The following is a 21,511-nucleotide window of genomic DNA, read 5'->3' on the forward strand; positions in this document are numbered from 1 at the left end:
CTCGCGGACCATGTCGTCCCCCGTGCTCCCGATCGAAGCCGCCCTCCCCGCCCTGCGCGCGGCCCTGTCCGAGCGCGCCTCCGCCGTGCTCGTGGCGCCGCCCGGCGCCGGCAAGACCACCCGGGTGCCGCTGGCCCTCCTCGACGAGCCTTGGCTCGGGGTGAAAAAAATCATCCTCCTCGAACCCCGGCGGCTCGCGGCCCGCGGCGCCGCCGAGCGCATGGCCCTCACCCTCGGCGAGCGGGTCGGCGACACGGTGGGCTTGCGGGTCCGGCTCGGCTCCAAGATCTCGGCCCGGACCCGGATCGAGGTCGTCACCGAGGGCGTGTTCACCCGGATGATCCTCGACGATCCGGAGCTCACCGGTGTCGGTGCGGTGCTGTTCGACGAGTTCCACGAGCGCTCCCTCGACGCCGATCTCGGGCTGGCCTTCGCCCTCGACGCGCAGGGAGCGCTGCGGGAGGATCTGCGTATCCTCGTCATGTCGGCGACCCTCGACGGCGCCCGCGTCGCGGGCCTTCTCGGCGACGCGCCGGTCGTGGAGTCGGAGGGGCGCGCCTACCCGGTCGAGACGCGCCATCTCGACCGCGACCCGAACGAGCGGATCGAGGACGCGATGGCCGCCGCGATCCTGCGGGCGCTGCGGGCCGATCCCGGTTCGGTGCTCGCCTTCCTGCCGGGTCAGGCGGAGATCCGTCGCACCGCCGAGCGGCTGGAGGGCCGCCTGCCGGACGACACCGACCTCGCGCCCCTCTACGGCGCGCTGACCCAGGGCGAGCAGGACCGAGCGGTGGCGCCCGCGCCGCCGGGACGGCGCAAGGTGGTGCTGGCGACCTCGATCGCCGAAACCTCGCTGACGATCCAGGGCGTCCGCATCGTCGTCGATTCCGGGCTTGCCCGCGTGCCGCTCTACGAGCCCGGCAACGGCATGACCCGGCTCGTCACCGCGCGGGCCTCGCGGGCCTCGGTCGATCAGCGCCGTGGCCGTGCCGGCCGCACCGAGCCGGGCCTGTGCTGGCGGCTCTGGCCCGAGGCGGCGACCGCCGCGCTCGAACCCTTCGCCCGGCCCGAGATTCTGTCCGCCGACCTTGCCGGGCTGACCCTCGACTGCGCCGCCTGGGGCGTCACCGACCCGACCGCCCTGCCCTTTCTCGATCCGCCCCCGGCACCGGCGCTGGCCGAGGCGCGGGCGATGCTGACCGAGCTCGGAGCCCTCGACGCGGACGGGCGGCTGAACCCCACCGGACACACCCTGCGCAGCCTGCCGCTGCCGCCCCGCCTTGCCCGGATGGTCGCCCGCGCCGCCGAATCCGGTCAGGCCCGCCCCGCGGCGGAACTCGCCGCCGTGCTGGTCGAGCGCGGTCTCGGCGGCGACGCCGTGGATCTCGCCGAGCGCCTCGAACGCTTCCGTCGCGACCGCGGGGGCCGCGCCGCCGACATGCGCCGCCTCGCGGAAGGTTGGGCGCGGCAGGCGGCCAAGGCCGCGGAGACAGCGGCCGAGTCCGATCCCGGTCTCGCCGAACCCGGCGCCCAGCTGGCGCTCGCCTATCCTGATCGGGTGGCGCGGGCGCGGGGCCGGGAGGGCGCGTTCCTGATGGCCAATGGCCGCGCCGGACTCCTCGACCCGGCCAGCCCGCTCGCCCGCGAGCCCTTCATCGTCGTCGCCGACCTGACCGGCGCCGCGGCCTCCGCCCGCATCCTCTCCGCCGCCGCGATCTCGTCCGAATCCATCGACGCGCTCTTCGCCGACCGGATCGCCACAGTGCGCAGCGTCGGCTTCGACGGGCAAGCGCGGGCTCTGCGCGCCCGCGAGGGCCGCCGGCTCGGGGCCGTGACGCTGGACGAGCGCCCCCTGCAAGTCCCCGCCGACGAGGAGGCAGCGCGGGTGCTGGCCCGCGGCATCGCCGGGCTCGGGCTCGACCGGCTGCCCTGGACGCCCGCCCTGGCGCAGTGGCGTGCCCGCATCCGCTTCCTGCACGGGGCAGAGAAAGGCGGGGAATGGCCGGACCTCTCCGACGCGGCCCTGGCGGAGAGCGTCGAGGAGTGGCTGGCGCCGGCCCTCGTCGGGCGCGCCTCGCTCGGCGCGATCACCGCCGACGATCTCAGCCAAGCTCTCCAGAACCTCCTTCCCTGGACGCTGCGCGCCCGCCTGGAGGCGGAGGCGCCGAGCCACGTCGAGGTGCCGACGGGCTCGCGCATTCCGATCGATTACGAGGCCGGCCCCGAGCCGGTGCTCGCGGTGCGGGTGCAGGAGCTGTTCGGTCTCGACCGGCACCCGACGCTCGGCGGAGGGCGCGTGCCGCTGGTGCTCCACCTGCTCTCGCCGGCCCACCGCCCGATCCAGATCACCCGCGACCTGCCGGGTTTCTGGCGCGGCTCCTGGTCGGCGGTGCGCTCCGAGATGCGGGGGCGCTATCCGCGCCACCCCTGGCCGGAAGATCCGCTCAGCGAGGCGCCGACCCGGCGGGCGAAGCCGCGGGGGACGTGATTGGGGATGTGACCGGGGAGGTGACCGAGAACGTGACGGGCGCTTCGGGCATCAGCCAGATCAGGAGCCGGTGGGTCGGCCAGCAGATCAGAAGCGGAATGCCGACGAGGAGGCCGGCGAACCATGCCCAGGCCGCCACCATCGTCTGGGAAGCATGGTCGCTCATGCCCCAGACATAGTTGATGTTGACCGGCATCAGCCCCGGATCGGGCCGCGGCGGCGGCATCAGGAAGAAGCAGACGAACAGGACGACGACGGCCAATGCCGACCACGCGGCCCAGGCGCGGCGGTCGTAGCCGAGCCGCCATACGAGAAACACGAGCAGGAACGGTAGCCAGCCGTGGAACAGCGACAGCCCCCGCAGGAACGACGAGGTGTCGCGATTGAACATGTAGGCAGTCATGCCGGTCAACGGGTAGCCCGCGGCCTGCGCCGCGAAATCGGCGACCCAGAGCAGTTGGGGCGCGAGGATGCCGACCGCGCAGATCGAGACCAGCAGCGCGCTCTCCGCCCAGAGGCCGACGAGGGTCAGGATCAGGGCGATGTCGCAGAAATACAGGAAGTTCGTGGGCCCGTAATGGGTGAGGTAGACCGGGACCAGCACCGCCATGAAGGCCGAGTAGCCGAGCTTGAGGCTCAAGGGGATGCGCGAGCGGAGATGTCTGCTGCCCTCCTTCTCGATCACGGGAGTGTTCGCCGTCGCTGCGCTGCCGGAAGGACTCATTGCCGCCCCCTGTCGTTTCCGGCTTGACCGTGGCCGAGATTCGCTCCCGAGAGCGTGAGGGAACGCACGCGGCCTGCCACGCCTGCGCGGATCTGAGACAGGAAGGAAACGGTTCGATGGGTTCAGCGGCCTGCCGCGTCTCCACGCTCATTCTCGCCGTCCTCGTGGCCGGTGCGGCCCGCGCGCAGACGCCGCCCGACGCAGGCAATGCCCGGCCGCTGGTCATCCCCCAGGTCGAGGGCGAGCGCCTGGGCAAGATCCTGGGCCGGGCACTGGCCTGTGGTGCTGAGCGCGAGCGGGTCGAGCGTGTGCTGAGGGCTGGCCGCGAGCACATGCTGGCGGCGGTCGGCCGCGCACTCACCGAGGAGCGCTACGCGCTGGCCCTTGACGATGCGATGCGCCTGGAGACGAGCCTGCCGGCGCCCTCTCCGGGCGCCTGCGAGAAGGCGCTGGCCGCCTTCGATCGCCTGGAGAAGGCGCCGTAACCTCTTGCAGAAGAATCAGGCGAAGCGTCCGCCCTTCTGGATCACCTCGATCTTGTAGCCGTCCGGATCGGTGGCGAAGAAGAAGGTCGCGAGCGCGGTGTCGCCGTGCTTGAGGGTTTTGACGGGCGTGACCGGAAAGCCCTCGCGCTCGAAGCGGGCATGCTCGGCCTGCGCATCCTCCACCACGAAGGCGAGGTGGCCGTAGCCGTCGCCGAGATTGTAGGGCTCGGCGCGGTCCTTGTTGACCGTCAGTTCGAGTTCGAACGGCGAGGACGGATCGCGCAGGTAGAGCAGCGTGAAGTCCGGAAAGTCGAAGCGGTCGGCCGGCTCCAGGCCGAAGGCGCGGGCGTAGTAGTCGCGCGAGCGCGCCTCGTCACGGACGCGGATCATGGTGTGGACGGGCTTGGCCATCGGCCCTCTCTCCCTTGTGCGAACCCTTGTGCGAATGGGCGCTCATCTGGCGCGGGCCAGGCCGGGCGGAAAGGGCTTTGGCCGTTTACCATTCATCAACGTTACCGGGCGCTTGCTGCGGACGATGATGCGCGCCGCGTCCCCTGTTCAAGCCGTCGATCGGGCCGTCGATCCCGATGCCCTGCTGCCGCCGGGTGACGCCGCCCTGCGCGCGGCGATGCTTGGCTGGCGCGAGGCGCTGGCGCGGGAGCGGCGCTTGGCCGCCAACACCGTCGAGGCCTACGAGCGCGACCTGCGCCAGTTCCTGACCTATCGCGCCGCCCGCTCCGGCACGCCGACCATCGCCGGGCTGATCGCCCTGAAACCCCGCGACCTGCGCGCCTTCATGGCCGCGCGCCGGGCCGAGGGCGTCGGCGGGCGCTCCCTGATGCGGATGCTGGCGGGCCTGCGCTCTTTCGCCCGCTTTCTCGAGCGCGAGGGGCACGGCAGCGTGGCGGCACTCGGCGCCGTGCGTTCGCCCAAGGTCGAGCGGCGCCTGCCGCGACCGCTGCCGGTGGCCGCCGCGCTGGCGATGACCGCGCCCGAGACTCGCCCCGATGATACCCGGGACCCTTGGGTGCTCGCCCGCGACGCGGCGGTGATCGCGCTGCTCTACGGCTCGGGCCTGCGCATCTCCGAGGCGCTGGGACTCACCGCCCGCGACGCCCCGGTGCCAGGCATCGACGAGGTCCGGGTGACGGGAAAGGGCGGCAAGGTCCGCGCCGTGCCGGTGCTGCCGGCGGTGGCCGAGGCCGTCGCCGCCTACCTGTCGCTCTGCCCGCATCCCCTCGATCCGCAGGGGCCGCTCTTCGTCGGCGTGAAGGGCGGACCGCTCTCGCCACGCGTCGTCCAATACGCGGTCGCCGCACTGAGAGGAGCGCTCGGCCTGCCGGAAAGCGCGACTCCGCATGCCCTGCGACATTCCTTCGCGACCCACGTGCTCGCTCGCCAGGGGGAGTTGCGGGCGATCCAGGAACTGCTCGGCCACGCCTCGCTCTCGACCACGCAGATCTACACCAAGGTCGATGCCGCCCGCCTGATGAGCGCCTTCGAGGACGCCCATCCCCGCGCCCGGCGGCTGCCGCCGCGATCGGAAGCGGGGCCGTCGCCGGCTGAAACCGTTGACGCGGAGCAAGGCTCGAACGCCCGCACCGGCTATGCTGTCCGGCAGGGCGCCCGGAAAGAACACGGAGCGGAGCGCAGAAATGCGTGAGTGTGCCCCGTTTACCTTGGTCTTGCCGCGATTGAGTGGCGGATTGTCATCAACCGGGCGGCCCGGCGCCGCCGAGTCAGAAGCTTCAGGGAGTGTCCGATGCGCGTGAGCGGAATCTGTCTCGCAATCCTGCCCATCGTCGCCGTCCTCGCCGTGACCGCAACGGTCAAGACGCTGCTCCTTCCCATCACGGCGGTGCGGCTGCTCGCCCGCGGGCGAGCCGCGCGCGCCTGACGGATCCCGGACGCGCCTCGAGCACGTCCTGCAAGTCGCGCCGGATGCCGCCTCCGCGGGGCGGTCTCTCACCGCGCGTCCTTGTCCCAAAGGGCTTTCACGCCCAGCGCCAGCCCTTGGGCTCGATGACGAGAATGCTGCCCTGGCGGATGCCGACCCGCGGGGCGGCGTAGATGTCGAGATGGCCGTAGATCACCAGCAGCACCCGGGCCACGCCGCCATGGGCGACCATCACGGTCGGACGGCGTAGTTCCGCCACCACCTCCTCCACCCGCCCCTCGACCATGGCGTAGCTCTCCGCGCCCTCCCCGCGGGGCTGGTAGCCCCAGCGGTCGCGGTCGCGCGCGGCCGCTCCCGACGGGTCGCGCCGCCGGATCTCGGCCCAGGTCTGGCCTTCCCAGGCACCGAACCCGATCTCCCTCAGCCGCGCATCGGCACGGTATCCGGCGGAGGGCAGGCCGATGCCGGCGCGCAGGATCTCCATCGTCCGGCGGGTGCGAGTGAGTGGGCTTGCCACGTAATCGGCCGTCGGCAACTCCGCCCCGGCGATGCGGCGCAGCCGCTCGGCCGCCTCCGCCGCGTGGGCCAGCCCGTTGGCGTTGAGATCGGTGTCGCGGTGGCCCTGAAGCCGCCCTTCCGCGTTCCAGTCGGTCTGACCGTGGCGCACGAACCAGATCGTCGGCGCCCGGCTCATGCGGCCGCCCCGCCGCGGCCGGCCCATCCCCCCGCAAACCCCGACGCGCCGGATCGGGAACGGCGAAGGCGGCGCATCTGTTGGGGCTCCAAGCTTTTCCCTTCCTGCGGGTCCGCCCCGGCGGCCTCGCGAACGGCTCGTGAGCGGGTAATCTTCGGTATGGCGCGCAAGAACGGCAAGGACGGCAACGGCTCCCGGGGTGACAAAGCCGCGGAAACAAAGTCGCAGGCCGGGTGGCGCGACCACCCGCCCTCCTTCGCCGGTTGGGCCCGGGCCGCGATTGCGGGCAGCGGCACGGCACCGAGCCTGTCGCCGCACCTCCACCCGATCCTGCCGCCGGCCGCGCCCGGCATCGTCACCGTCGAGCCCGGACAGAGCGTCAACCTCGCGGCGATCGATCCGGACGCCACCGGCGGCCTCGACAAGGCGGAGGCCAAGGCCGCGCTCGACGCGCAGCGCGCGCGGATCAAGACCCTGCAGGAAAAGCTCTACGCCGAGCACCGTCACTCCCTGCTTGTGGTGTTCCAGGCGATCGACACCGGCGGCAAGGACGGCACCATCCGCAACGTGCTGGAGGGGGTGAACCCGCAGGGATGCCGGGTCTGGTCGTTCAAGGTGCCGAGCTCGGAGGAACTCGATCAGGATTTCCTCTGGCGCTACCACCTGCGCACGCCCGGCCGCGGCCTGATCGGCGTGTTCAACCGCAGCCATTACGAGGACGTGCTGGTGGTGCGGGTGAAGGGGCTCGTGCCGGAGGAGACGTGGCGCGAGCGCTACGGGCTCATCAACGACTTCGAGCGGCTTCTGACGCTCTCGGGCACGGTGATCCTCAAGTTCTTCCTCCACATCTCCAAGGACGAGCAGAAGGAGCGCCTGGAGGCGCGCCTCGCCGATCCGGAGAAGCACTGGAAGTTCGATCCCGCCGACCTCGTGGAGCGCAAGAGCTGGGATGCCTACCAGACCGCCTTCAACGACGCTCTCGCCCGCTGCTCGACGCCGTATGCCCCCTGGCACGTGGTGCCGGCCAACCGCAAATGGGCCCGCAACGTCATGGTCGCCCGCACCATCGCCGACACGCTGGAGGCGATGGACCCGCAATTTCCCGAACCGCGCAAGGGGCTTGAAGGCCTCACGGTGCCGGATTGAACCTGCGCAGCCTCAGGAGGCGGGCTTTCCGAATCGGTCTCCGGGCGGTCTAGATCGGCGCCCTTCCAGGCTCATGGGAACGCATCGATGCCGACGGTTCGCGAGATCGAGGCGGCCGGGTACCGGTCGCTGAAGAGCATCCGCTTTCCGGTCGGCCCGCTCTCGGTCTTCGTGGGCGGCAACGGCACCGGCAAGACCAACCTCTACCGCGCCCTCGGCCTGCTTCAGGCGGCTTCCGCCGGCACGCTGACGCGGGCGCTCGCCGCAGAGGGTGGGATGGAATCCGTGCTCTGGGCCGGGTCCCGCCGAAAGGGCGAGCCGGCGCGGGTGCGGCTGTCCGCCGAACTGGCCGACGAGACCACCGGCCACGCCTACACCTACGCGGTCGAGGTTGGTATCCCGCCGCCGGTGAGTGGCGGTGCTTTCGCCCTGGAGCCGCAGGTGAAGACCGAGCGGCTCACCTTGCAGGGCGGCGCGCGACCGGTCACGGTGCTCGACCGCGACGGGCCGGCGGGCTTCGTGCGCGACGAGGAGGGGCGCAAACGCTCCTTCGGCACCGACCTCCTGCCGACCGAGACGGCGCTCGCCGCGCTTCAGGACGCGGTGCGCTTTCCCGAACTTCAGATCGTGCGGCAGGCGATGGAGGCATGGCGCTTCTACCACGACGTGCGCACCGATGCGGGCTCGCCCCTGCGCCGCCCCTGCCTCGCGGTGACGACGCCGACTTTGGCCTCCGACGGCGCCGACCTCGCTGCCGTCTTTGCGACGCTGGCCCATATCCGCGGCGATACCGTCGACCTCGACGCGGCGTTCGCCGACGCCTTTCCCGGCGCCCGCCTCATGGTGCCGCCGCCGGAGCGCGAGGCACGCTTCGGCGTGATCTTCGCCGAGTATCCGAAGCGGATCTTCGAGCCGTCCGAGCTCTCCGACGGGACGCTGCGCTACCTCGCGCTCGCGGGCGCGCTGCTCGCCTACCGGCTGCCGCCCTTCCTCGCGCTCAACGAGCCCGAAACCAGCCTGCACCCGGACCTGATGGAGCCCCTGGCGCGCATGATCGTGCAGGCCTCGAAGCGCACGCAGGTCTGGCTGGTGACGCATTCCGAGCGCCTCGCCGCGGCGGTCGCCGAGTCTGGCGGTGTACGCCCGCGCCTCGTGCTCAAGCGCGAGGGTGCGACGGGGATCGAGGGCCTGCGGCTCTCCGGCGACTTTTCGCAGGACGAGGCGGGCGAAGAGGACGATTGAGATGCGGGTCACGCTTCAGGCCGTGCTGATCGGGCGCGTCGCGCCACTGGGGGAGAAGGGCGCGGCGAGCGCCATCGCCAAGACCCCCGTGGAGGGGCCGGTCGCGGTCGGGCCGCTCGGTCTTGCGGGCGACGAGCAGGCCGACCGCCGCTTCCATGGCGGCCCGGAAAAGGCCGTCCACCACTACGCCCTCGACCATGCCACCGCGTGGCGCAGCGAGTTACCCGGCCTGCCCGATCTGCTGGAGCAGCCAGGCGCCTTCGGCGAGAATTTTTCCTCGCACGGTCTGACGGAAGCCTGCGTCTGTGTCGGCGACCTTTGGCGGGTGGGAAGCACCCTGCTTCAAGTCTCGCAGGCGCGCCAACCTTGCTTCAAGCTGAACCTGCGCTTTTCCGTGCCGGACATGGCCCGGCGGGTGCAGGCGAGCGGGCGCACCGGCTGGTACTATCGCGTGATCGAGACGGGCGTCGTGGCGGCCGGCGATGCGCTGGATCTCGTCGAGCGCCCGCATCCGGATTGGCCGCTGTCGCGGCTCCTGCACCACTTCTACGTGGAGCGCCTCGACGCGTCGGCTTTGCGCGAGATCGCCGGACTCGCGACCCTCACCGAATCCTGGCGGGCGCTCGCCGCCCGCCGGCTCGCGAGCGGCGCGGTGGAGGATTGGCGCCGCAGGCTCGGGGAGGAGGGCTGAACCCTAGATCCTTGGTTTAACGCGCATTCTTTCGACGAACCGGTGACCACTTCGTCGGAATGCGCTCTATTCCCGCTCGCGAGTGATGTCCGGCGCATCGGGGTTCTTCATGCCGACGACGTGGTAGCCCGCATCGACGTGAAGGATCTCGCCGGTCATGCCGCGGGACATGTCGGAGAACAGGTAGGCCGCCGTCTCGCCGACCTCCTCGATGGTCACGGTCCGGCGCATCGGCGCGTTGTACTCGTTCCATTTGAGGATGTAGCGGAAGTCGCCGATGCCGGAAGCCGCCAGCGTCTTGATCGGCCCGGCCGAGATCGCGTTGACGCGGATCTGCTTCGGGCCGAGATCGGCGGCGAGGTAGCGCACGGACGCCTCCAGCGCGGCCTTGGCGACGCCCATCACGTTGTAGTGGGGCATCCACTTCTCGGCGCCGTAATAGGTCAGGGTCAGCATCGAGCCGCCCTCGCGCATGATCTTCTCGGCCCGCTGCGCCACCGCCGTGAACGAGTAGCAGGAGATCAGGAGCGACTTGGTGAAGTTCGCCTCCGAGGTTTCGAGATAGCGCCCCGTCAGCTCGTCCTTGTCGGAGAAGGCGATGCAGTGGACGACAAAATCGATGCCCTCCGGGAACACCTCGGCGGTCGCAGCGAAGGCGGAATCGATCGAGGCCGGGTCGGTGACGTCGCAATGGCCGACCACGTGCGCGTTCAGCTCGCGCGCCAGAGGCTCGACGCGCTTCTTCAACGCCTCGCCCTGGTAGGTGAAGGCCAATTCCGCCCCGTGCGCGGCGGCGCTGCGGGCGATACCCCAGGCGATCGAGCGGTTGTTGGCCACTCCCAACACCAGCCCGCGCTTGCCCGCGAGCAGCCCGCCCGGCTTCTGTTCCGACATGCGTCACCTTCGCTTCGGCCGCGCGGGCGCCTCTCACGGGACGGCCCTGCGCCGGGGCTTCCTTAGCGGAGGGTTGCCGGAGGGGGAAGCCTCCAGGCGGTTTCGCCGTCGGCTCGCCTCACCGGGTGAGCCACGATGTTACGCCGTCCCGGCCTTCGCCTCGCGGCGGCGGCGGGCATACTCGGTCAGCGCCGCATCGTCGCCGGCCGGCAGGGCGATGGCGGTGGTGGCGAAGAGATCGCCGCGAGTGCCGTCCTTCTTCGGCAGGCCCTTCCCGCGCAGGCGGAAGGTGCGGCCGGAACTCGTCATCGCCGGCACCTTCATCTCGACCGCGCCGGTCAGCGTCGGCACGCGCAAGGCGCCGCCGAGCACCGCATCCTCCAGCGGCAGATCGACGGTGACGCGCAGGTCCGCGCCGTCCACCTTGAACAGCGGATGGGGCAGGATGCGGATGGTCAGCAGCGCGTCGCCCGGTTCGCCCCGGGGACCGCCCGAACCGCCCAGGCCCCGCAGGCGGATGGTCTGGCCGTCGACGACCCCCTTGGGGATCATCACGTCGACGTCGCGCCCGCCGGGAAGGCCGATGCGCATCTTCTCCTCGCCCGCAACCTGTTCCAGCGTCACGCTGAGTTCGGCCGCGACATCCTCGCCGCGGGTCGGCCCACCGCGCCCGAACCCACTGGGTCCGGCGCCACCGGCACGGAACGCCTCACCGAAGATGTGGCTGATGAAGTCCTCGCCGACGCCGCCCGGTCCGGCCCCGCCACCGGCCCCACCGCGTCGCTGCGTGAAGCCCTCGAAGTCGAAGCCGGCGCCGCGCCCGCCGCCGAAGCCGGAAAAGCCCTCGAAACCGGTCGCCCGCGGCTTGCCCTCGGCGTCGATCTCGCCGCGGTCGAACTGCGCGCGCTTCTCCTTGTCGCCGAGGATCTCGTAGGCGGTGTTCGCCTCCGCGAAGCGCTCGGCTGCCTTCGGATCTTTGTTGCTGTCGGGGTGATACGCCTTGGCGAGCTTGCGGAAGGCCTTCTTGATCTCGGCCTCACCCGCGCCCTTGGGCACACCCAGAACGTCGTAGGGGTTTCGCATCTGGATTCTTTTGTGGGGGTCGCAACCGTGTACGGATACGGCCTCTGCCGCGGGGCTTCAACGTGGGAAGGGCGTTGCGGTTCTGCAACACCCTGCCTGGCCGCCTCAAGCGATCCGCGATCGATTTTTCCCGAAGATTGTTCCGAGCGATTTCAGGATCGGGCATTGCTGGAGGTGCGCAGCCGCTTCAACTCCCACTCGCCGCCGGACGGCTTGCAGCCGGTGCCGCGCACGAAGCGGTTGTTGGCGCTGCCGACCACGGTCGCGAGGAAGTCGCGGCAGATCTCGTCGCCGGCCACGTAGGGCAGGCCCGTCGGGTTGATGGCGCCGCGCATGGCGGTCTCCGGGTTCTCCCACTTCACCGGGCGGCCATTGCCCTGCGGATCGAGGGCCACGGAGAGCGCGGCGTGGGCCCGGCGCCAATCCTCGCCGTCGAGGTCGCGCCCGAAGCTCACGGGCCGCTTCGGAATGCTGCCGGTGACGAGCGGTTCGGGCGCGGCCGGCGCCTCCTCCGTCTTGAACGACAGGATCGGCCCACTGCAGGCGCCGCAGGAGATGGCGGCGAGGCCGAGGGTCAACAACCCCGCGATCCGGCCCGCGAAGCCGTGCCGGATCGCGGGTCCGCGCATCGAGCCGGCCTCCCCTTCGGCGGGGAGCGCTCGGGCGCGGGCTAGACCGAGGGCTTTACACGGACGCAGACGCATTACACCTGAACTCGAGACAGACGGGGGTCCGACGGGTGTGCTGCCCGACGTCGGTGCCCCCCGACCCGGCTGCCACAGGGACGAAAATGGCCATCGATCGGTTAAGAGAGGGTGATCCCGGCGGACCTTCAGTCCATCCGCAGGATTTCACGTTGTCGTCAGACCCCTGGGCGCTGTTCGCGGCCTGGATGGCGGAGGCCGAAGCCTCGGAGCCCGTCGACGCCAACGCCATGGCGCTCGCCACCGCCGGCCCGGACGGCCTGCCCGACGTGCGGGTGGTGCTGCTGAAGGGCTTCGATCCGCGCGGGCTCGTCTTCTATACCAACGCCGAGTCGGCCAAGGGCCAGCAACTTCTCGCCAACCCGCAGGCGGCGACGGTGCTGTACTGGAAGTCCCTGGGTCGGCAGATCCGCGCCCGCGGCCCCGTCTCCCGCGTCACGCCCGAGGAGGCCGACGCCTATTTCGCGAGCCGCCACCGGGATAGCCGTATCGGCGCCATCGCGAGCCAGCAGTCGCGCCCGCTCCTCGATCGCCCGACCCTGATGGCGGAGGTCGCCGCCCTGTCAGAGAAGTACGAGAACGGCCCGGTGCCGCGCCCCGAGCACTGGCTCGGCTTCCGCATCGCCCCGGTGCAGCTGGAGTTCTGGCAGAACGGCGCCTACCGCCTGCACGACCGGGTCCGCTTCACCCGCGACGGCGACGGCTGGGCCCGCGCGCGGCTCTATCCCTGATTTCCCGGGATGATCGTTGCCCTGATCGGAGGCGGCCGGGGCCCTTCAGGGCATCACCGAGCGGATCGCCGCGATCAGGCACTCCTCGGTGTAGGGCTTGCGGATGAACAGGCCGTCGGCCGGTATATCCCCGGGCGCGGGCCTCACCTTGCCGGAGGTGATGACGATGCCGATGTCCGGCCAGCGCCGGTCGATGCAGGCGGCGAGCTTGATGCCGTCGATGCCGAGCGGCATGTCGATATCGCTGACCACGACGCACACCGCCTCGCCCGCGTCCTGACTCGCGTCGAGCATGCGGATCGCCTCGTTGCCGTTCCGGGCTTCGCGCACGGCGTATCCGGCCTCGGCGATCAGCTCCATCGCGGCGCGCCGGATCACGGCATCGTCCTCCACGACGAGGACGGTCGGCCTCGCTTCCGCTTCGCTCACGCGCGTCGCATCCCTTGTCCGGCCGCTTGTTCGGTCTCTTGAACCCGCGACCCCCGCCTCGGGGTTGCATGAAGGTCGAGGCAGGACAAGCGCGGAAACCGGGCGGCGCAGGCCGCTGCACCTTCGGCGCCTTTCGCAATGCAGCGCAGCCCTGGATTTCCGGCGGGGCGCGGCTTATCCCTTGAGGTGAAGACCCAGCTTGTCCCGCTCACCGCGGTGCGCATGGCGGGCAGCGAGGAACCGGCCTTGGCCTCATCCAACGACCGTCGACGGGTGATGCTGCTCACCGGCGCCAGCCGGGGCATCGGGCACGCCACCGTCAAACGCTTTTCCGCCGCGGGATGGCGCGTCATCACCTGCTCGCGCCACGCCTTCCCCGAGAACTGTCCCTGGGAGATGGGTCCGGAAGACCACCTCCAGGTCGACCTTGCCGACGCGGCGGACACGGTGCGCGGGGTGCGGGAGGTGGCGGAGCGGCTCACCGCCGAAGGCGGCCTGCTGCACGCCCTCGTCAACAATGCCGGCATCTCGCCGAAGGGTCCGAAGGGCGAACGCCTCGGCGCGCTGACCACGGAATACGAGGACTGGGCCCGCGTCTTCCAGGTCAACTTCTTCGCGCCGATCCTGCTGGCTCGGGGCCTGCGCGACGAGCTGACCCGCGCGCGCGGGTCGATCGTGAACGTCACCTCGATCGCCGGCTCGCGCGTCCACCCCTTCGCGGGCGCCGCGTACGGTACTTCGAAGGCCGCGCTCGCCGGTCTCACCCGCGAGATGGCCGCGGATTTCGGGCCGCTCGGCGTGCGCGTCAACGCGATCTCGCCCGGCGAAATCGACACCTCGATCCTCTCGCCCGGCACCGACAAGCTGGTGGAGCAGATCCCGCAGCGCCGGCTCGGCACGCCGGACGAGGTCGCCAAGGCGATCTACTTCCTCTGCACCGAAGCCTCGTCCTACGTGAACGGTGCCGAACTCCACATCAACGGCGGCCAGCATGTCTGACCGCCGGGCGGTTCTCGCCGCCCTGCTGTCGCTGGCCGCCCTCCCCGCCCTCGCGGCAGGAGACGGGCCCAAGGATGGGTCTAAGGTCGAGCCGGTCACGCTGCCTTTCGCCATCAAGGCGATGCGCGGTCCCGGCAGCGACGTGGCGCTCTCGGTCGCGACCTCCGGCCTGCTGCCGGTCGCCCGCGCGCCCGCGGGCGCCAGCGCCGATCCGAAGGCCACGGGCGCCACCGCACCGCCGCCCGTCGTCGTGGTCTGGGGCGAGGGTGGGGGCGCCGTTCTCAGTCTCGACGGCGATCGCTTGCGCACCACGCTGATCGGTGCCGAGGCGATCGAGGGGATCGCGGCCGTCGAGACGCCGCGCGGCGCCGTGCCGAGCTCGCGCCGCGCCCTGGACGGTCCCTTGAGCGCCTATCTCACTGGGCCGACCCGAGCGCTTGGCGGCGCGCCGGGCCAGGGCACCGTCCTGACCTTGCGCGAGCGCCAGCCGCTCGGCGTCACCGCCGAGCCGAAGGCGGTGCCGGTGACGACCCAGACCCTCGCGCCGGGGAACGACCGGGTCTTTGCAGGCCGTACGCCGCGCATCACCCGCCTCGACGGCCGACCGGCGGTGGTCGCCGTGACGGCGCAGGGGGCGGCCGGCTCCGGCCTCGCCCTCGCCGCGAAGGGGAAGGACGGCGTCTGGACGCTCGCGGCGCAGACGCCGCCGCAGGCAGGCAAGGCGACAGACAAGGGATCTGACGGGGCTCCGCTGGCGCTTGCCGGCATCGCCGACTTCACCGGTGCCGGCCAGCCGCAGATCGCCGCGATCCGTGCTCCCGACGGCGAGGGCGTGCTTCAGCTCTGGCGCTTCGCCGACGGCACCTTGAGCCTCGCGGGCGAGGGGCCGGGCTATGCCGGCCCGGCGGCGGGTGAGGAGGCCGACCTCGCCGCCCCGGTTCTCCGCGGCAGCGCCCCGCCCGACCTCGCCCTGCCGGTGGCGGGCCGCAGCGCCCTCGCGCTGGTGTCCCTCAAGGGCGGCAGCCCGGAGGAGCGGACGCGCATCCCCCTGCCCGCCCCGGCCGCCCACGGCATCGCCGTGCTCGATGCGGGCGGAACCGCCCGAAAAATCCTCGTCGGCCTCGCCGATGGCCGCCTCGTCGCGGTGCCGGTTCCGTGAGCGGTGCGGTGCAGGCGGCGGGGGAGGAGGCGAGGGAGGAGGACCGGCGGCTGTTTCCGGCCCGCCCGCTGATCGGCGTCTCGATCGCGGTGATCCGCGACGGTCGCGTGCTGCTCGCCGCTCGGGCCAACGAGCCGATGCGCGGCGTCTGGACCCTGCCCGGCGGGCTCGTGGAAGCGGGTGAATCTCTCGCCGCGGGGGCCCTGCGTGAATTGCGCGAGGAGGTCGGCGTGCAGGCCGAGGTGGTCGGCCCGAGCCTGACGCCGACCGAGATCATCCTGCGGGACGAGGCCGACCGCATCCGCCACCACTACGTAATCCACCCCCACGCCGCGCTGTGGCGCGCCGTGGAGCCGGCGCCGGGGCCCGAAGCACTCGCCGTGCGCTGGGCGCGCCTCGACGAGGTCGCAGGCCTGTCCACTACGCCGGGGCTGATCGATACCCTGCGCGAGGCGTTCTCCCGCCTGGGCCAGGTGGCGGAAGGTTCGGCAGAAGGTTCTGTATGAGAACGGGATTCGTCCGCCTGGTCCTCGCCGCTCTGCTCGCCTTCACCCCAGTGGCGGATACGTTCGCTCAGCAGCGCTCGGGCCCGGCCAAATCCGCTCCTCCGAAGCCGCCTGAGAAGGACAAGGAACCGCCGCCCCCGGCCGAGCCGCCGCCCGCGCCCTACGACCGCGACCTGATGCGGCTCTCGGAGATCGTCGGGGCGCTCGCGTTCCTGCGCAGCCTCTGCTCCGAGCCGGACGCCGCCGAATGGCCGGCGCGGATGAAGGCGATCCTCGACAGCGAGGGCGTGACACCGAGCCGCCGCGACCGGCTGGCCGGCGCCTACAATCGGGGCTTTCGCGGCTACAGCCTGACCTATCGGGTCTGCACCCCCGCCGCGGGCGAGGCGGCCCGCCGCTACATCGCCGAGGGGGAGCGGCTCTCGCACGCCATTGCCGGGCGGTTCGGCGGGTAGAGCATCGTCTGTGGCGGGACTGCCACACTCGGGAGCCGTTGCAAAAATCCTTCGCAATTGCCCCTTCGCATTAACCTCTTCGCAATTCCCTGCTTCCCGGCCCGTGAAGGCTGCCGTATCGTGGCGATGTCTTGCCGGTACTGTTCCGGCCGAGAAACGAAGCCGCCCGCCATGATTCACGATACCGACACCGCTGCCTTCGACGTCGATGCGGAGAGCAAGCGCCTTGCGCTCGGACTCGTGACGGAGGCCTTCGCGGAAGGCTGCCTCGACGGGATCGACGGCGACTGCATGGCTCAAGCCGCCCTGTTCGCGGCCTTCCAAGAGCTGGTCGCCACCTACGGCGAGGACGCGACCGCCCGCTACGCCGAGACCCTTCCCGAGCGCATCCGCGGCGGCGGCTTCACCACGACGCTGCAGCACTGAGGAACGGCATCGGCTGCGCAGAGACGGGCCGCCTGACGATTCCTCGCATCCGCCTCCTCACCCTGACGTGCCGACGCGAAGCCGCGGCCGAAGGGTGCGGTGGTGGGTGGGGACCTGGTTGGCTGTTAACCCGCGGCCGGCAGCGCCTCGTCGAACACGACGGCCTCGCCCCGCGATGGGTTAGCCAACTCGCCCTGCCACATCACGGGCGTGCCCCGCACCACCGTTCCGACCGGCCATCCGGTGACGGTGACGCCGTCATAGGGAGTCCAGCCACATTTCGAGGCGATCCATTCGTTGCGGATCGTCTCGCGGCGCTTGAGGTCCACCACAGTCACGTCGGCGTCGTAGCCCACGGCGAGCCGCCCCTTGCGGGCGATGCCGAACAGCCGCTTCGGCCCGGCGCTGGTCAGATCGACGAAGCGGGCGAGCGACAGCCGGCCGGCATTGACGTGGTCGAGCATGATCGGCACCAGCGTCTGCACGCCGGTCATCCCCGAGGGAGAATCCGGATAGGGCTTGGCCTTCTCCTCCAGCGTGTGCGGCGCGTGGTCGGAGCCGAGCACGTCGACGATCCCCTGAGACAGCCCGCGCCAGATCCCGTCGCGGTGTCCGGTATCGCGCACCGGCGGGTTCATCTGCACGAGCGTCCCGAGCCGGGCATAGGCTTCCGTGCCGTCGAGCGTCAGGTGGTGCGGCGTCACCTCGACGCTCGCCACGTCCTTGGCTTGCGCGAGGATCGGCATCTCGTCCGCGGTCGAGATGTGCAGGATGTGGATGCGGGCCCCCGTTTCCCGCGCGAGCGCGATCAGCCGCTCTGTGGCCTTCACCGCCGCCTCCGCCGAGCGCCAGACCGGGTGCGAGGCGGGGTCGCCCGGCACGCGCAGGTCTTTGCGCGCGCGCAGCATCGGCTCGTCCTCCGAATGGAAGGCGGCGCGACGGCGGATGCGCTGCAGGATCGCGCGCACGCCGGCATCGTCCTCGACCAGGAGGGAGCCGGTGGAGGAACCGATGAACACCTTGATCCCTGCCGCCCCCGGCAGCCGCTCCAGTTCGGCCACCTCGCCCGCATTCTCGTGGGTGCCGCCGACCCAGAAGGCGAAGTCGCAATGCATCCGGTGGTGAGCCCGCGCCACCTTGTCGGCGAGTGCCCCGGCGCTCGTCGTCTGCGGGTTGGTGTTGGGCATCTCGAACACCGTGGTGACCCCGCCCATCACCGCCGCGCGCGAGCCCGTCTCCAGATCCTCCTTGTGGTCGAGGCCGGGCTCGCGAAAATGCACCTGGCTGTCGATCACGCCGGGCAGAAGGTGCAGGCCGCGGCAATCGCGCCGCTCGGCGGCCGAGGCACCGGACAGATCGCCGATGGCCGCCACCCGCCCGGCCCGGATGCCGAGGTCGGCACGATGCTCGCCGTCGTGGTTCACCAGCGTGCCGCCGGACAGGACGAGGTCCAAGGGGGCTTCGATCGGCGCTTCCATCGGGCTCTCCCGGTTCGTTTGTAGCGATTGAGACGAGGATAGGCGCGGCTTATGTCAGGCGTCCCACGCGCGCAACGCCGCCGCGCACCGAGGAGATGCCATGCCGATCGCCCTGCTGCCGGACCGTGCCGTCGTAGCCGTGTCAGGGCCGGATGCGCTCTCATTCCTGCAAGGCATCCTCACCTGCAACGTCGAAACGCTGCCGGAGGGCGAGGCGCGGCTCGGCGCGCTGCTGACGCCCCAGGGCAAGATCCAGTTCGATTTTCTGGTGTCCCGCGCCGAGGACGGGTTCCGCCTCGACGTCGCGGCCGAGCGGGCATCGGATCTGGTCAAGCGGCTCGGCCTCTACCGGCTGCGCGCCAAGGTGACGGTCGCCGCCGATCCGACGCAGGGTGTGGCCGCCGCCTGGGATGGCGCCGAGACCGCCGCCGAGACAATCCGCGTGCGCGACGGGCGCCTGCCCGCGCTCGGAGAGCGGCTGTACTTTGCCGAGGGCGCCTTCTCCGCGGATGCGACGGAGGCGGCGTACCACGCTCATCGCATCGGCCTCGGCGTGCCGGAGGGAGGACGCGACTTCGCGTTCAGCGACGCTTTCCCGCACGAGGCGCTGATGGATCAGCTCGGCGGCGTGGACTTCAAGAAGGGCTGCTATGTCGGGCAGGAGGTGGTCTCGCGCATGCAGCACCGCGGCACCGCCCGCACCCGCATCCTGCCCATCGTCTACCGCGACGGCCCGGCGCCGGAGCCCGGCACGGAGGTGACGGCGGGCGCGCGCAGCCTCGGGGTCACGGGCGGCGCGGCCGGGGAACGGGGGCTCGCCACGATCCGCCTCGACCGTCTCGGCGACGCGCTCGCCGCTGGCGAACTGGTGCGGGCGGGCGGCACGGTCGCGGCTGTGGGCAAGCCCGACTTCGCGACCTTCGCCTTCCCCTCCGACTCGGCCGCTGCCGGATGAGCACGGATTCCAGCGGGCTGATCACCACGCATCCCGACGGTTGCCCGCGCTGCTGGTGGCCGGGGCACGATCCCGTCTACGTCGCCTACCACGACACCGAATGGGGCGTGCCCGAATACGATTCCCGCGCGCTCTACGAAAAGCTGATCCTCGACGGGTTTCAGGCGGGCCTGTCCTGGATCACCATCCTGCGCCGCCGCGACGGCTTTCGCCGGGCCTTCGAGGGGTTCGAGCCGGAGCGGGTCGCCCGCTTCACCGAGGCCGATGTCGAGCGGCTGATGAATGACACCGGCATCGTCCGCAACCGCGCCAAGATCCGCGGTGCGATCAGTGGCGCGCGGGCATGGCTCGCCATCGAGGAGGCGGGGCCGGGCTTCTCGCCCTTCCTCTGGGACTTTTGCGACGGCCGGCCGATCCAGACGAATGCGGCGAGCCGGGCCGAGATCGCGACCGAAACCGACGTATCGCGGAAGATGGGCAAGGCCCTGAAGGCGAAGGGGTTCACCTTCTGCGGGCCCACCATCGTCCACGCCTTCATGCAGGCGGTCGGGATGGTCAACGACCATCTCACCGGCTGCCACCGCCACGCGGATTGCGCGGCCCTCGGCGACGGCCGCCATCCGTGAACGCGACCGTGGGCGTTCCGAAAAAACCGGTGCGGGCGTGGCAGCGGATGCTGTCGGGCCGGCGGCTCGACCTGCTCGACCCTTCGCCGCTCGATGTGGAGATCACCGACATCGCCCACGGGCTCGCCCGCGTCGCCCGCTGGAACGGGCAGACGGCGGGGCCACACGTGTTCTCCGTGGCGCAGCACTCCCTGCTGGTCGAGGCGATCGGCGGCGCCCTCGATGAGCGGCTCGGTGCGCATGGGCGGCTCGAATTGCTGCTGCACGACGCGCCCGAATACGTCATCGGCGACATCATCTCGCCGCTGAAGAACGCGATCGGCGACGCCTACCGCAGCGTCGAGCGGCGCCTGCTCGCGGCGATCCGCCAGCGCTTCGGGCTCGGCGCGCCCTCCCCGGCTCTGTCGCGCCTCGTCAAGCGTGCTGATCGCATCGCTGCGGCGATCGAGGCGACCCGGCTTGCCGGTTTTTCGCAAGACGAGGCCGATCAGATCTTTGGGCGCCCTCCGGCCCTGCCGGAGCTTCTTCGCTCCGACATCGAGCGGCTGGTCGCCGGATGGCCGACGGCGGAAGCGGAGGCATGCTATCTCGCCCGCTTCGAAGCGCTTCAGTGCGGGGCGTGAGACTTAGAAAGAAGATGCCGAGCCTCCATATCTGCCCCCTCTCGCGCCTTTCGGAGACCGTCGCGGATAGCGGCGCGAGCCATCTCGTGACGTTGGCCACACTCGGCAGCACGGTGGAGCGCCCAGCCGCGATCCGCCCGGAGCACCACCTGCGGGTGGGCTTCAGCGACATCGTTGCGCCGAGAGACGGCCACCTTCCGCCAGGCGAAGTGCATGTGCGCAGCGTCCTCGACTTCGCGGCGGCGTGGCCGCGCGAAAGACCGCTGGTGATCCACTGCTACGCCGGCATCAGCCGCTCCACCGCGGCGGCTTATGCGGTCGCCTGCGCCCTGCAGCCATCCGTGAGCGAGGCGGATCTTGCGCAGGATCTGCGGCGGCTCGCGCCGAGCGCCACGCCGAACCGCCTGTTCGTGGAGATCGCCGACCGCCTGCTCGGAAGGGAGGGGCGGATGATCGCGGCGATCGCCGGGATCGGGCGCGGCGCGGAGGCCTTCGAGGGCACGCCGTTTCAGATCGCCCTGGCGTAATTGGCCCATTGCGGACCGCCGAGATCGGTCGCACGCAATCGACCCGGGCTTGTGCGACCGCACGTCGCCCGTCATAACCCGCCCCAAAGGGAATCCGGATGAACGATCACACACCCGACGCGTCTGCGGCGGCGGCGCCGGACGATCTGCCCTTCGAGCAGGCGATGGAGCAGCTCGAGGAGATCGTGCGCCGGCTGGAGCGCGGCGACGTGCCCCTCGACGAGTCGGTGGCGATCTACGAGCGCGGCGAGGCGCTCAAGCGCCACTGCGAGACCCTGCTGAAGCGGGCCGAGGCGCGGATCCAGAAGATCGCAATCGGGCCGGACGGCCGGGCCGCGGGCACCGCTCCCCTCGATATCGAGTAGGCGGCACGGTGCGGTTTGAATCTCAGCGAAACTCATCGCGCGCAAGGATTTGTGCGCTTTTCCTCACTTTGGGCATGAGGCTGGTCCGGTGGCACTAGCGGACACGACGATCCTTGAGGGTCTTGAGACGCCGGATCGTCTCCGGCTTCTGCCGGAGAGCGAGCTGCAGAAGGTGGCCGACGCC

Annotated in this window: 26 protein-coding genes; 18 read left to right on the forward strand and 8 right to left on the reverse strand. The window is 71.1% G+C overall.

The window, feature by feature from the left end; genetic code table 11:
- Nucleotides 1-10 precede the first annotated feature (10 nt).
- Nucleotides 11-2,488: an ATP-dependent helicase HrpB gene (gene hrpB / locus FHU13_RS25285; protein ID WP_183438581.1), complete on the forward strand. Its 2,478-nt coding sequence runs from the start codon at nt 11-13 to the stop codon at nt 2,486-2,488.
- Here the strand turns inward: hrpB and FHU13_RS25290 are convergent.
- Nucleotides 2,445-3,212 carry a hypothetical protein gene (locus FHU13_RS25290; RefSeq protein WP_183438582.1) on the reverse strand — a complete coding sequence of 256 codons (768 nt, stop codon included), beginning with the start codon at nt 3,210-3,212 and terminating at the stop codon, nt 2,445-2,447. The two genes, hrpB and FHU13_RS25290, sit on opposite strands and share 44 nt — an antisense overlap.
- A gap of 116 nt (nt 3,213-3,328) precedes the next feature.
- On the opposite strand from FHU13_RS25290, the gene FHU13_RS25295 reads away from it, so the two are divergent.
- On the forward strand, nt 3,329-3,697 hold the full coding sequence (locus FHU13_RS25295) for a hypothetical protein (RefSeq protein ID WP_183438583.1): 369 nt from the start codon (nt 3,329-3,331) through the stop codon (nt 3,695-3,697).
- Between the two features lie 15 nt (nt 3,698-3,712).
- Here the strand turns inward: FHU13_RS25295 and FHU13_RS25300 are convergent, their stop codons facing one another.
- Nucleotides 3,713-4,108, reverse strand: a complete 396-nt coding sequence (locus FHU13_RS25300) for a VOC family protein (RefSeq protein ID WP_183438584.1) — start codon at nt 4,106-4,108, stop codon at nt 3,713-3,715.
- A gap of 124 nt (nt 4,109-4,232) precedes the next feature.
- On the opposite strand from FHU13_RS25300, the gene FHU13_RS25305 reads away from it, so the two are divergent.
- Both FHU13_RS25305 and FHU13_RS28310 read left to right on the forward strand, forming a co-directional pair.
- Entirely contained in the window at nt 4,233-5,360 is a 1,128-nt protein-coding gene (locus tag FHU13_RS25305; RefSeq protein WP_183438606.1) for a tyrosine recombinase XerC, read from the forward strand.
- A 99-nt stretch (nt 5,361-5,459) separates the two neighbouring features.
- Nucleotides 5,460-5,594, forward strand: a complete 135-nt coding sequence (locus FHU13_RS28310) for a hypothetical protein (RefSeq protein WP_281411664.1) — start codon at nt 5,460-5,462, stop codon at nt 5,592-5,594.
- A 97-nt stretch (nt 5,595-5,691) separates the two neighbouring features.
- On the opposite strand, the gene FHU13_RS25310 is transcribed toward FHU13_RS28310, so the two are convergent.
- A complete protein-coding gene (locus tag FHU13_RS25310) occupies nt 5,692-6,288 on the reverse strand; it encodes a histidine phosphatase family protein (RefSeq protein ID WP_183438585.1) in 597 nt (198 codons plus the stop codon).
- A 159-nt stretch (nt 6,289-6,447) separates the two neighbouring features.
- On the opposite strand from FHU13_RS25310, the gene FHU13_RS25315 reads away from it, so the two are divergent.
- The 3 genes from FHU13_RS25315 to FHU13_RS25325 all read left to right on the forward strand — a co-directional run bounded on the left by FHU13_RS25315 (nt 6,448) and on the right by FHU13_RS25325 (nt 9,367).
- Complete coding sequence (locus FHU13_RS25315) at nt 6,448-7,434, forward strand: polyphosphate kinase 2 family protein (RefSeq protein WP_183438586.1); 987 nt, start codon at nt 6,448-6,450, stop codon at nt 7,432-7,434.
- Nucleotides 7,435-7,521: 87 nt separating this feature from the next.
- Complete coding sequence (locus tag FHU13_RS25320) at nt 7,522-8,676, forward strand: AAA family ATPase (protein WP_183438587.1); 1,155 nt, start codon at nt 7,522-7,524, stop codon at nt 8,674-8,676.
- A 1-nt stretch (nt 8,677) separates the two neighbouring features.
- Complete coding sequence (locus FHU13_RS25325; protein WP_183438588.1) at nt 8,678-9,367, forward strand: MOSC domain-containing protein; 690 nt, start codon at nt 8,678-8,680, stop codon at nt 9,365-9,367.
- A 66-nt stretch (nt 9,368-9,433) separates the two neighbouring features.
- Here FHU13_RS25325 and fabI read toward each other — a convergent pair whose 3' ends face one another.
- From fabI to FHU13_RS25340, 3 genes are all read right to left on the reverse strand, one after another.
- On the reverse strand, nt 9,434-10,261 hold the full coding sequence (fabI, locus tag FHU13_RS25330; protein ID WP_183438589.1) for an enoyl-ACP reductase FabI: 828 nt from the start codon (nt 10,259-10,261) through the stop codon (nt 9,434-9,436).
- Between the two features lie 138 nt (nt 10,262-10,399).
- Entirely contained in the window at nt 10,400-11,344 is a 945-nt protein-coding gene (locus FHU13_RS25335) for a DnaJ C-terminal domain-containing protein (RefSeq protein ID WP_183438590.1), read from the reverse strand.
- 152 nt (nt 11,345-11,496) lie between these two features.
- Nucleotides 11,497-12,048 (reverse strand): RT0821/Lpp0805 family surface protein, encoded by a 552-nt coding sequence (locus FHU13_RS25340; protein ID WP_183438591.1) that lies wholly within the window; start codon nt 12,046-12,048, stop codon nt 11,497-11,499.
- A gap of 86 nt (nt 12,049-12,134) precedes the next feature.
- On the opposite strand from FHU13_RS25340, the gene pdxH reads away from it, so the two are divergent.
- Nucleotides 12,135-12,779, forward strand: a complete 645-nt coding sequence (gene pdxH, locus FHU13_RS25345; RefSeq protein WP_183438592.1) for a pyridoxamine 5'-phosphate oxidase — start codon at nt 12,135-12,137, stop codon at nt 12,777-12,779.
- A gap of 45 nt (nt 12,780-12,824) precedes the next feature.
- Here pdxH and FHU13_RS25350 read toward each other — a convergent pair whose 3' ends face one another.
- Nucleotides 12,825-13,208, reverse strand: a complete 384-nt coding sequence (locus FHU13_RS25350) for a response regulator (RefSeq protein ID WP_183438593.1) — start codon at nt 13,206-13,208, stop codon at nt 12,825-12,827.
- 276 nt (nt 13,209-13,484) lie between these two features.
- On the opposite strand from FHU13_RS25350, the gene FHU13_RS25355 reads away from it, so the two are divergent.
- The 5 genes from FHU13_RS25355 to FHU13_RS25375 all read left to right on the forward strand — a co-directional run bounded on the left by FHU13_RS25355 (nt 13,485) and on the right by FHU13_RS25375 (nt 16,753).
- Entirely contained in the window at nt 13,485-14,207 is a 723-nt protein-coding gene (locus FHU13_RS25355; protein ID WP_183438607.1) for an SDR family NAD(P)-dependent oxidoreductase, read from the forward strand.
- The gene (locus FHU13_RS25360) at nt 14,200-15,366 is read left to right on the forward strand and encodes a hypothetical protein (RefSeq protein ID WP_183438594.1); all 1,167 of its coding nucleotides are present in this window, start codon (nt 14,200-14,202) and stop codon (nt 15,364-15,366) included. Before FHU13_RS25355 ends, FHU13_RS25360 begins: the two co-directional genes overlap by 8 nt.
- A complete protein-coding gene (locus FHU13_RS25365; protein ID WP_312889648.1) occupies nt 15,363-15,872 on the forward strand; it encodes an NUDIX hydrolase in 510 nt (169 codons plus the stop codon). Before FHU13_RS25360 ends, FHU13_RS25365 begins: the two co-directional genes overlap by 4 nt.
- Entirely contained in the window at nt 15,869-16,327 is a 459-nt protein-coding gene (locus tag FHU13_RS25370) for a TIGR02301 family protein (protein WP_183438595.1), read from the forward strand. Before FHU13_RS25365 ends, FHU13_RS25370 begins: the two co-directional genes overlap by 4 nt.
- Before the next feature lie 171 nt (nt 16,328-16,498).
- Entirely contained in the window at nt 16,499-16,753 is a 255-nt protein-coding gene (locus FHU13_RS25375; RefSeq protein WP_108941991.1) for a hypothetical protein, read from the forward strand.
- 125 nt (nt 16,754-16,878) lie between these two features.
- Here the strand turns inward: FHU13_RS25375 and FHU13_RS25380 are convergent, their stop codons facing one another.
- Entirely contained in the window at nt 16,879-18,219 is a 1,341-nt protein-coding gene (locus FHU13_RS25380) for a dihydroorotase (RefSeq protein ID WP_183438609.1), read from the reverse strand.
- A 112-nt stretch (nt 18,220-18,331) separates the two neighbouring features.
- Between FHU13_RS25380 and FHU13_RS25385 the strand changes: the two genes are divergently transcribed.
- The 5 genes from FHU13_RS25385 (at nt 18,332) to FHU13_RS25405 (ending at nt 21,327) form a co-directional block, all read left to right on the forward strand.
- Nucleotides 18,332-19,186: a folate-binding protein YgfZ gene (locus FHU13_RS25385; RefSeq protein ID WP_183438596.1), complete on the forward strand. Its 855-nt coding sequence runs from the start codon at nt 18,332-18,334 to the stop codon at nt 19,184-19,186.
- The gene (locus FHU13_RS25390; RefSeq protein WP_183438597.1) at nt 19,183-19,812 is read left to right on the forward strand and encodes a DNA-3-methyladenine glycosylase I; all 630 of its coding nucleotides are present in this window, start codon (nt 19,183-19,185) and stop codon (nt 19,810-19,812) included. The genes FHU13_RS25385 and FHU13_RS25390 overlap by 4 nt, the downstream gene beginning before the upstream one ends.
- Before the next feature lie 47 nt (nt 19,813-19,859).
- Nucleotides 19,860-20,435, forward strand: coding sequence for an HD family hydrolase (locus FHU13_RS25395; RefSeq protein WP_183438610.1), 576 nt, complete (start codon nt 19,860-19,862; stop codon nt 20,433-20,435).
- A gap of 14 nt (nt 20,436-20,449) precedes the next feature.
- A complete protein-coding gene (locus tag FHU13_RS25400) occupies nt 20,450-20,962 on the forward strand; it encodes a tyrosine phosphatase family protein (protein WP_183438598.1) in 513 nt (170 codons plus the stop codon).
- 98 nt (nt 20,963-21,060) lie between these two features.
- Entirely contained in the window at nt 21,061-21,327 is a 267-nt protein-coding gene (locus FHU13_RS25405) for an exodeoxyribonuclease VII small subunit (protein WP_183438599.1), read from the forward strand.
- The last annotated feature ends 184 nt before the right edge of the window (nt 21,328-21,511 follow it).

This window comes from Methylobacterium sp. R2-1, from assembly GCF_014191355.1.
Lineage (GTDB): Bacteria > Pseudomonadota > Alphaproteobacteria > Rhizobiales > Beijerinckiaceae > Methylobacterium.

Bases quoted from the DNA above. Each gene is read 5' to 3' on its own strand.
- hrpB (WP_183438581.1), top strand. From the start codon at position 11: ATGTCGTCCCCCGTGCTCCCGATCGAAGCCGCCCTCCCCGCCCTGCGC.
- FHU13_RS25290 (WP_183438582.1), bottom strand. From the start codon at position 3,212: ATGAGTCCTTCCGGCAGCGCAGCGACGGCGAACACTCCCGTGATCGAG.
- FHU13_RS25295 (WP_183438583.1), top strand. From the start codon at position 3,329: ATGGGTTCAGCGGCCTGCCGCGTCTCCACGCTCATTCTCGCCGTCCTC.
- FHU13_RS25300 (WP_183438584.1), bottom strand. From the start codon at position 4,108: ATGGCCAAGCCCGTCCACACCATGATCCGCGTCCGTGACGAGGCGCGC.
- FHU13_RS25305 (WP_183438606.1), top strand. From the start codon at position 4,233: ATGATGCGCGCCGCGTCCCCTGTTCAAGCCGTCGATCGGGCCGTCGAT.
- FHU13_RS28310 (WP_281411664.1), top strand. From the start codon at position 5,460: ATGCGCGTGAGCGGAATCTGTCTCGCAATCCTGCCCATCGTCGCCGTC.
- FHU13_RS25310 (WP_183438585.1), bottom strand. From the start codon at position 6,288: ATGAGCCGGGCGCCGACGATCTGGTTCGTGCGCCACGGTCAGACCGAC.
- FHU13_RS25315 (WP_183438586.1), top strand. From the start codon at position 6,448: ATGGCGCGCAAGAACGGCAAGGACGGCAACGGCTCCCGGGGTGACAAA.
- FHU13_RS25320 (WP_183438587.1), top strand. From the start codon at position 7,522: ATGCCGACGGTTCGCGAGATCGAGGCGGCCGGGTACCGGTCGCTGAAG.
- FHU13_RS25325 (WP_183438588.1), top strand. From the start codon at position 8,678: ATGCGGGTCACGCTTCAGGCCGTGCTGATCGGGCGCGTCGCGCCACTG.
- fabI (WP_183438589.1), bottom strand. From the start codon at position 10,261: ATGTCGGAACAGAAGCCGGGCGGGCTGCTCGCGGGCAAGCGCGGGCTG.
- FHU13_RS25335 (WP_183438590.1), bottom strand. From the start codon at position 11,344: ATGCGAAACCCCTACGACGTTCTGGGTGTGCCCAAGGGCGCGGGTGAG.
- FHU13_RS25340 (WP_183438591.1), bottom strand. From the start codon at position 12,048: ATGCGTCTGCGTCCGTGTAAAGCCCTCGGTCTAGCCCGCGCCCGAGCG.
- pdxH (WP_183438592.1), top strand. From the start codon at position 12,135: ATGGCCATCGATCGGTTAAGAGAGGGTGATCCCGGCGGACCTTCAGTC.
- FHU13_RS25355 (WP_183438607.1), top strand. From the start codon at position 13,485: ATGCTGCTCACCGGCGCCAGCCGGGGCATCGGGCACGCCACCGTCAAA.
- FHU13_RS25360 (WP_183438594.1), top strand. From the start codon at position 14,200: ATGTCTGACCGCCGGGCGGTTCTCGCCGCCCTGCTGTCGCTGGCCGCC.
- FHU13_RS25370 (WP_183438595.1), top strand. From the start codon at position 15,869: ATGAGAACGGGATTCGTCCGCCTGGTCCTCGCCGCTCTGCTCGCCTTC.
- FHU13_RS25375 (WP_108941991.1), top strand. From the start codon at position 16,499: ATGATTCACGATACCGACACCGCTGCCTTCGACGTCGATGCGGAGAGC.
- FHU13_RS25385 (WP_183438596.1), top strand. From the start codon at position 18,332: ATGCCGATCGCCCTGCTGCCGGACCGTGCCGTCGTAGCCGTGTCAGGG.
- FHU13_RS25390 (WP_183438597.1), top strand. From the start codon at position 19,183: ATGAGCACGGATTCCAGCGGGCTGATCACCACGCATCCCGACGGTTGC.
- FHU13_RS25395 (WP_183438610.1), top strand. From the start codon at position 19,860: ATGCTGTCGGGCCGGCGGCTCGACCTGCTCGACCCTTCGCCGCTCGAT.
- FHU13_RS25400 (WP_183438598.1), top strand. From the start codon at position 20,450: ATGCCGAGCCTCCATATCTGCCCCCTCTCGCGCCTTTCGGAGACCGTC.
- FHU13_RS25405 (WP_183438599.1), top strand. From the start codon at position 21,061: ATGAACGATCACACACCCGACGCGTCTGCGGCGGCGGCGCCGGACGAT.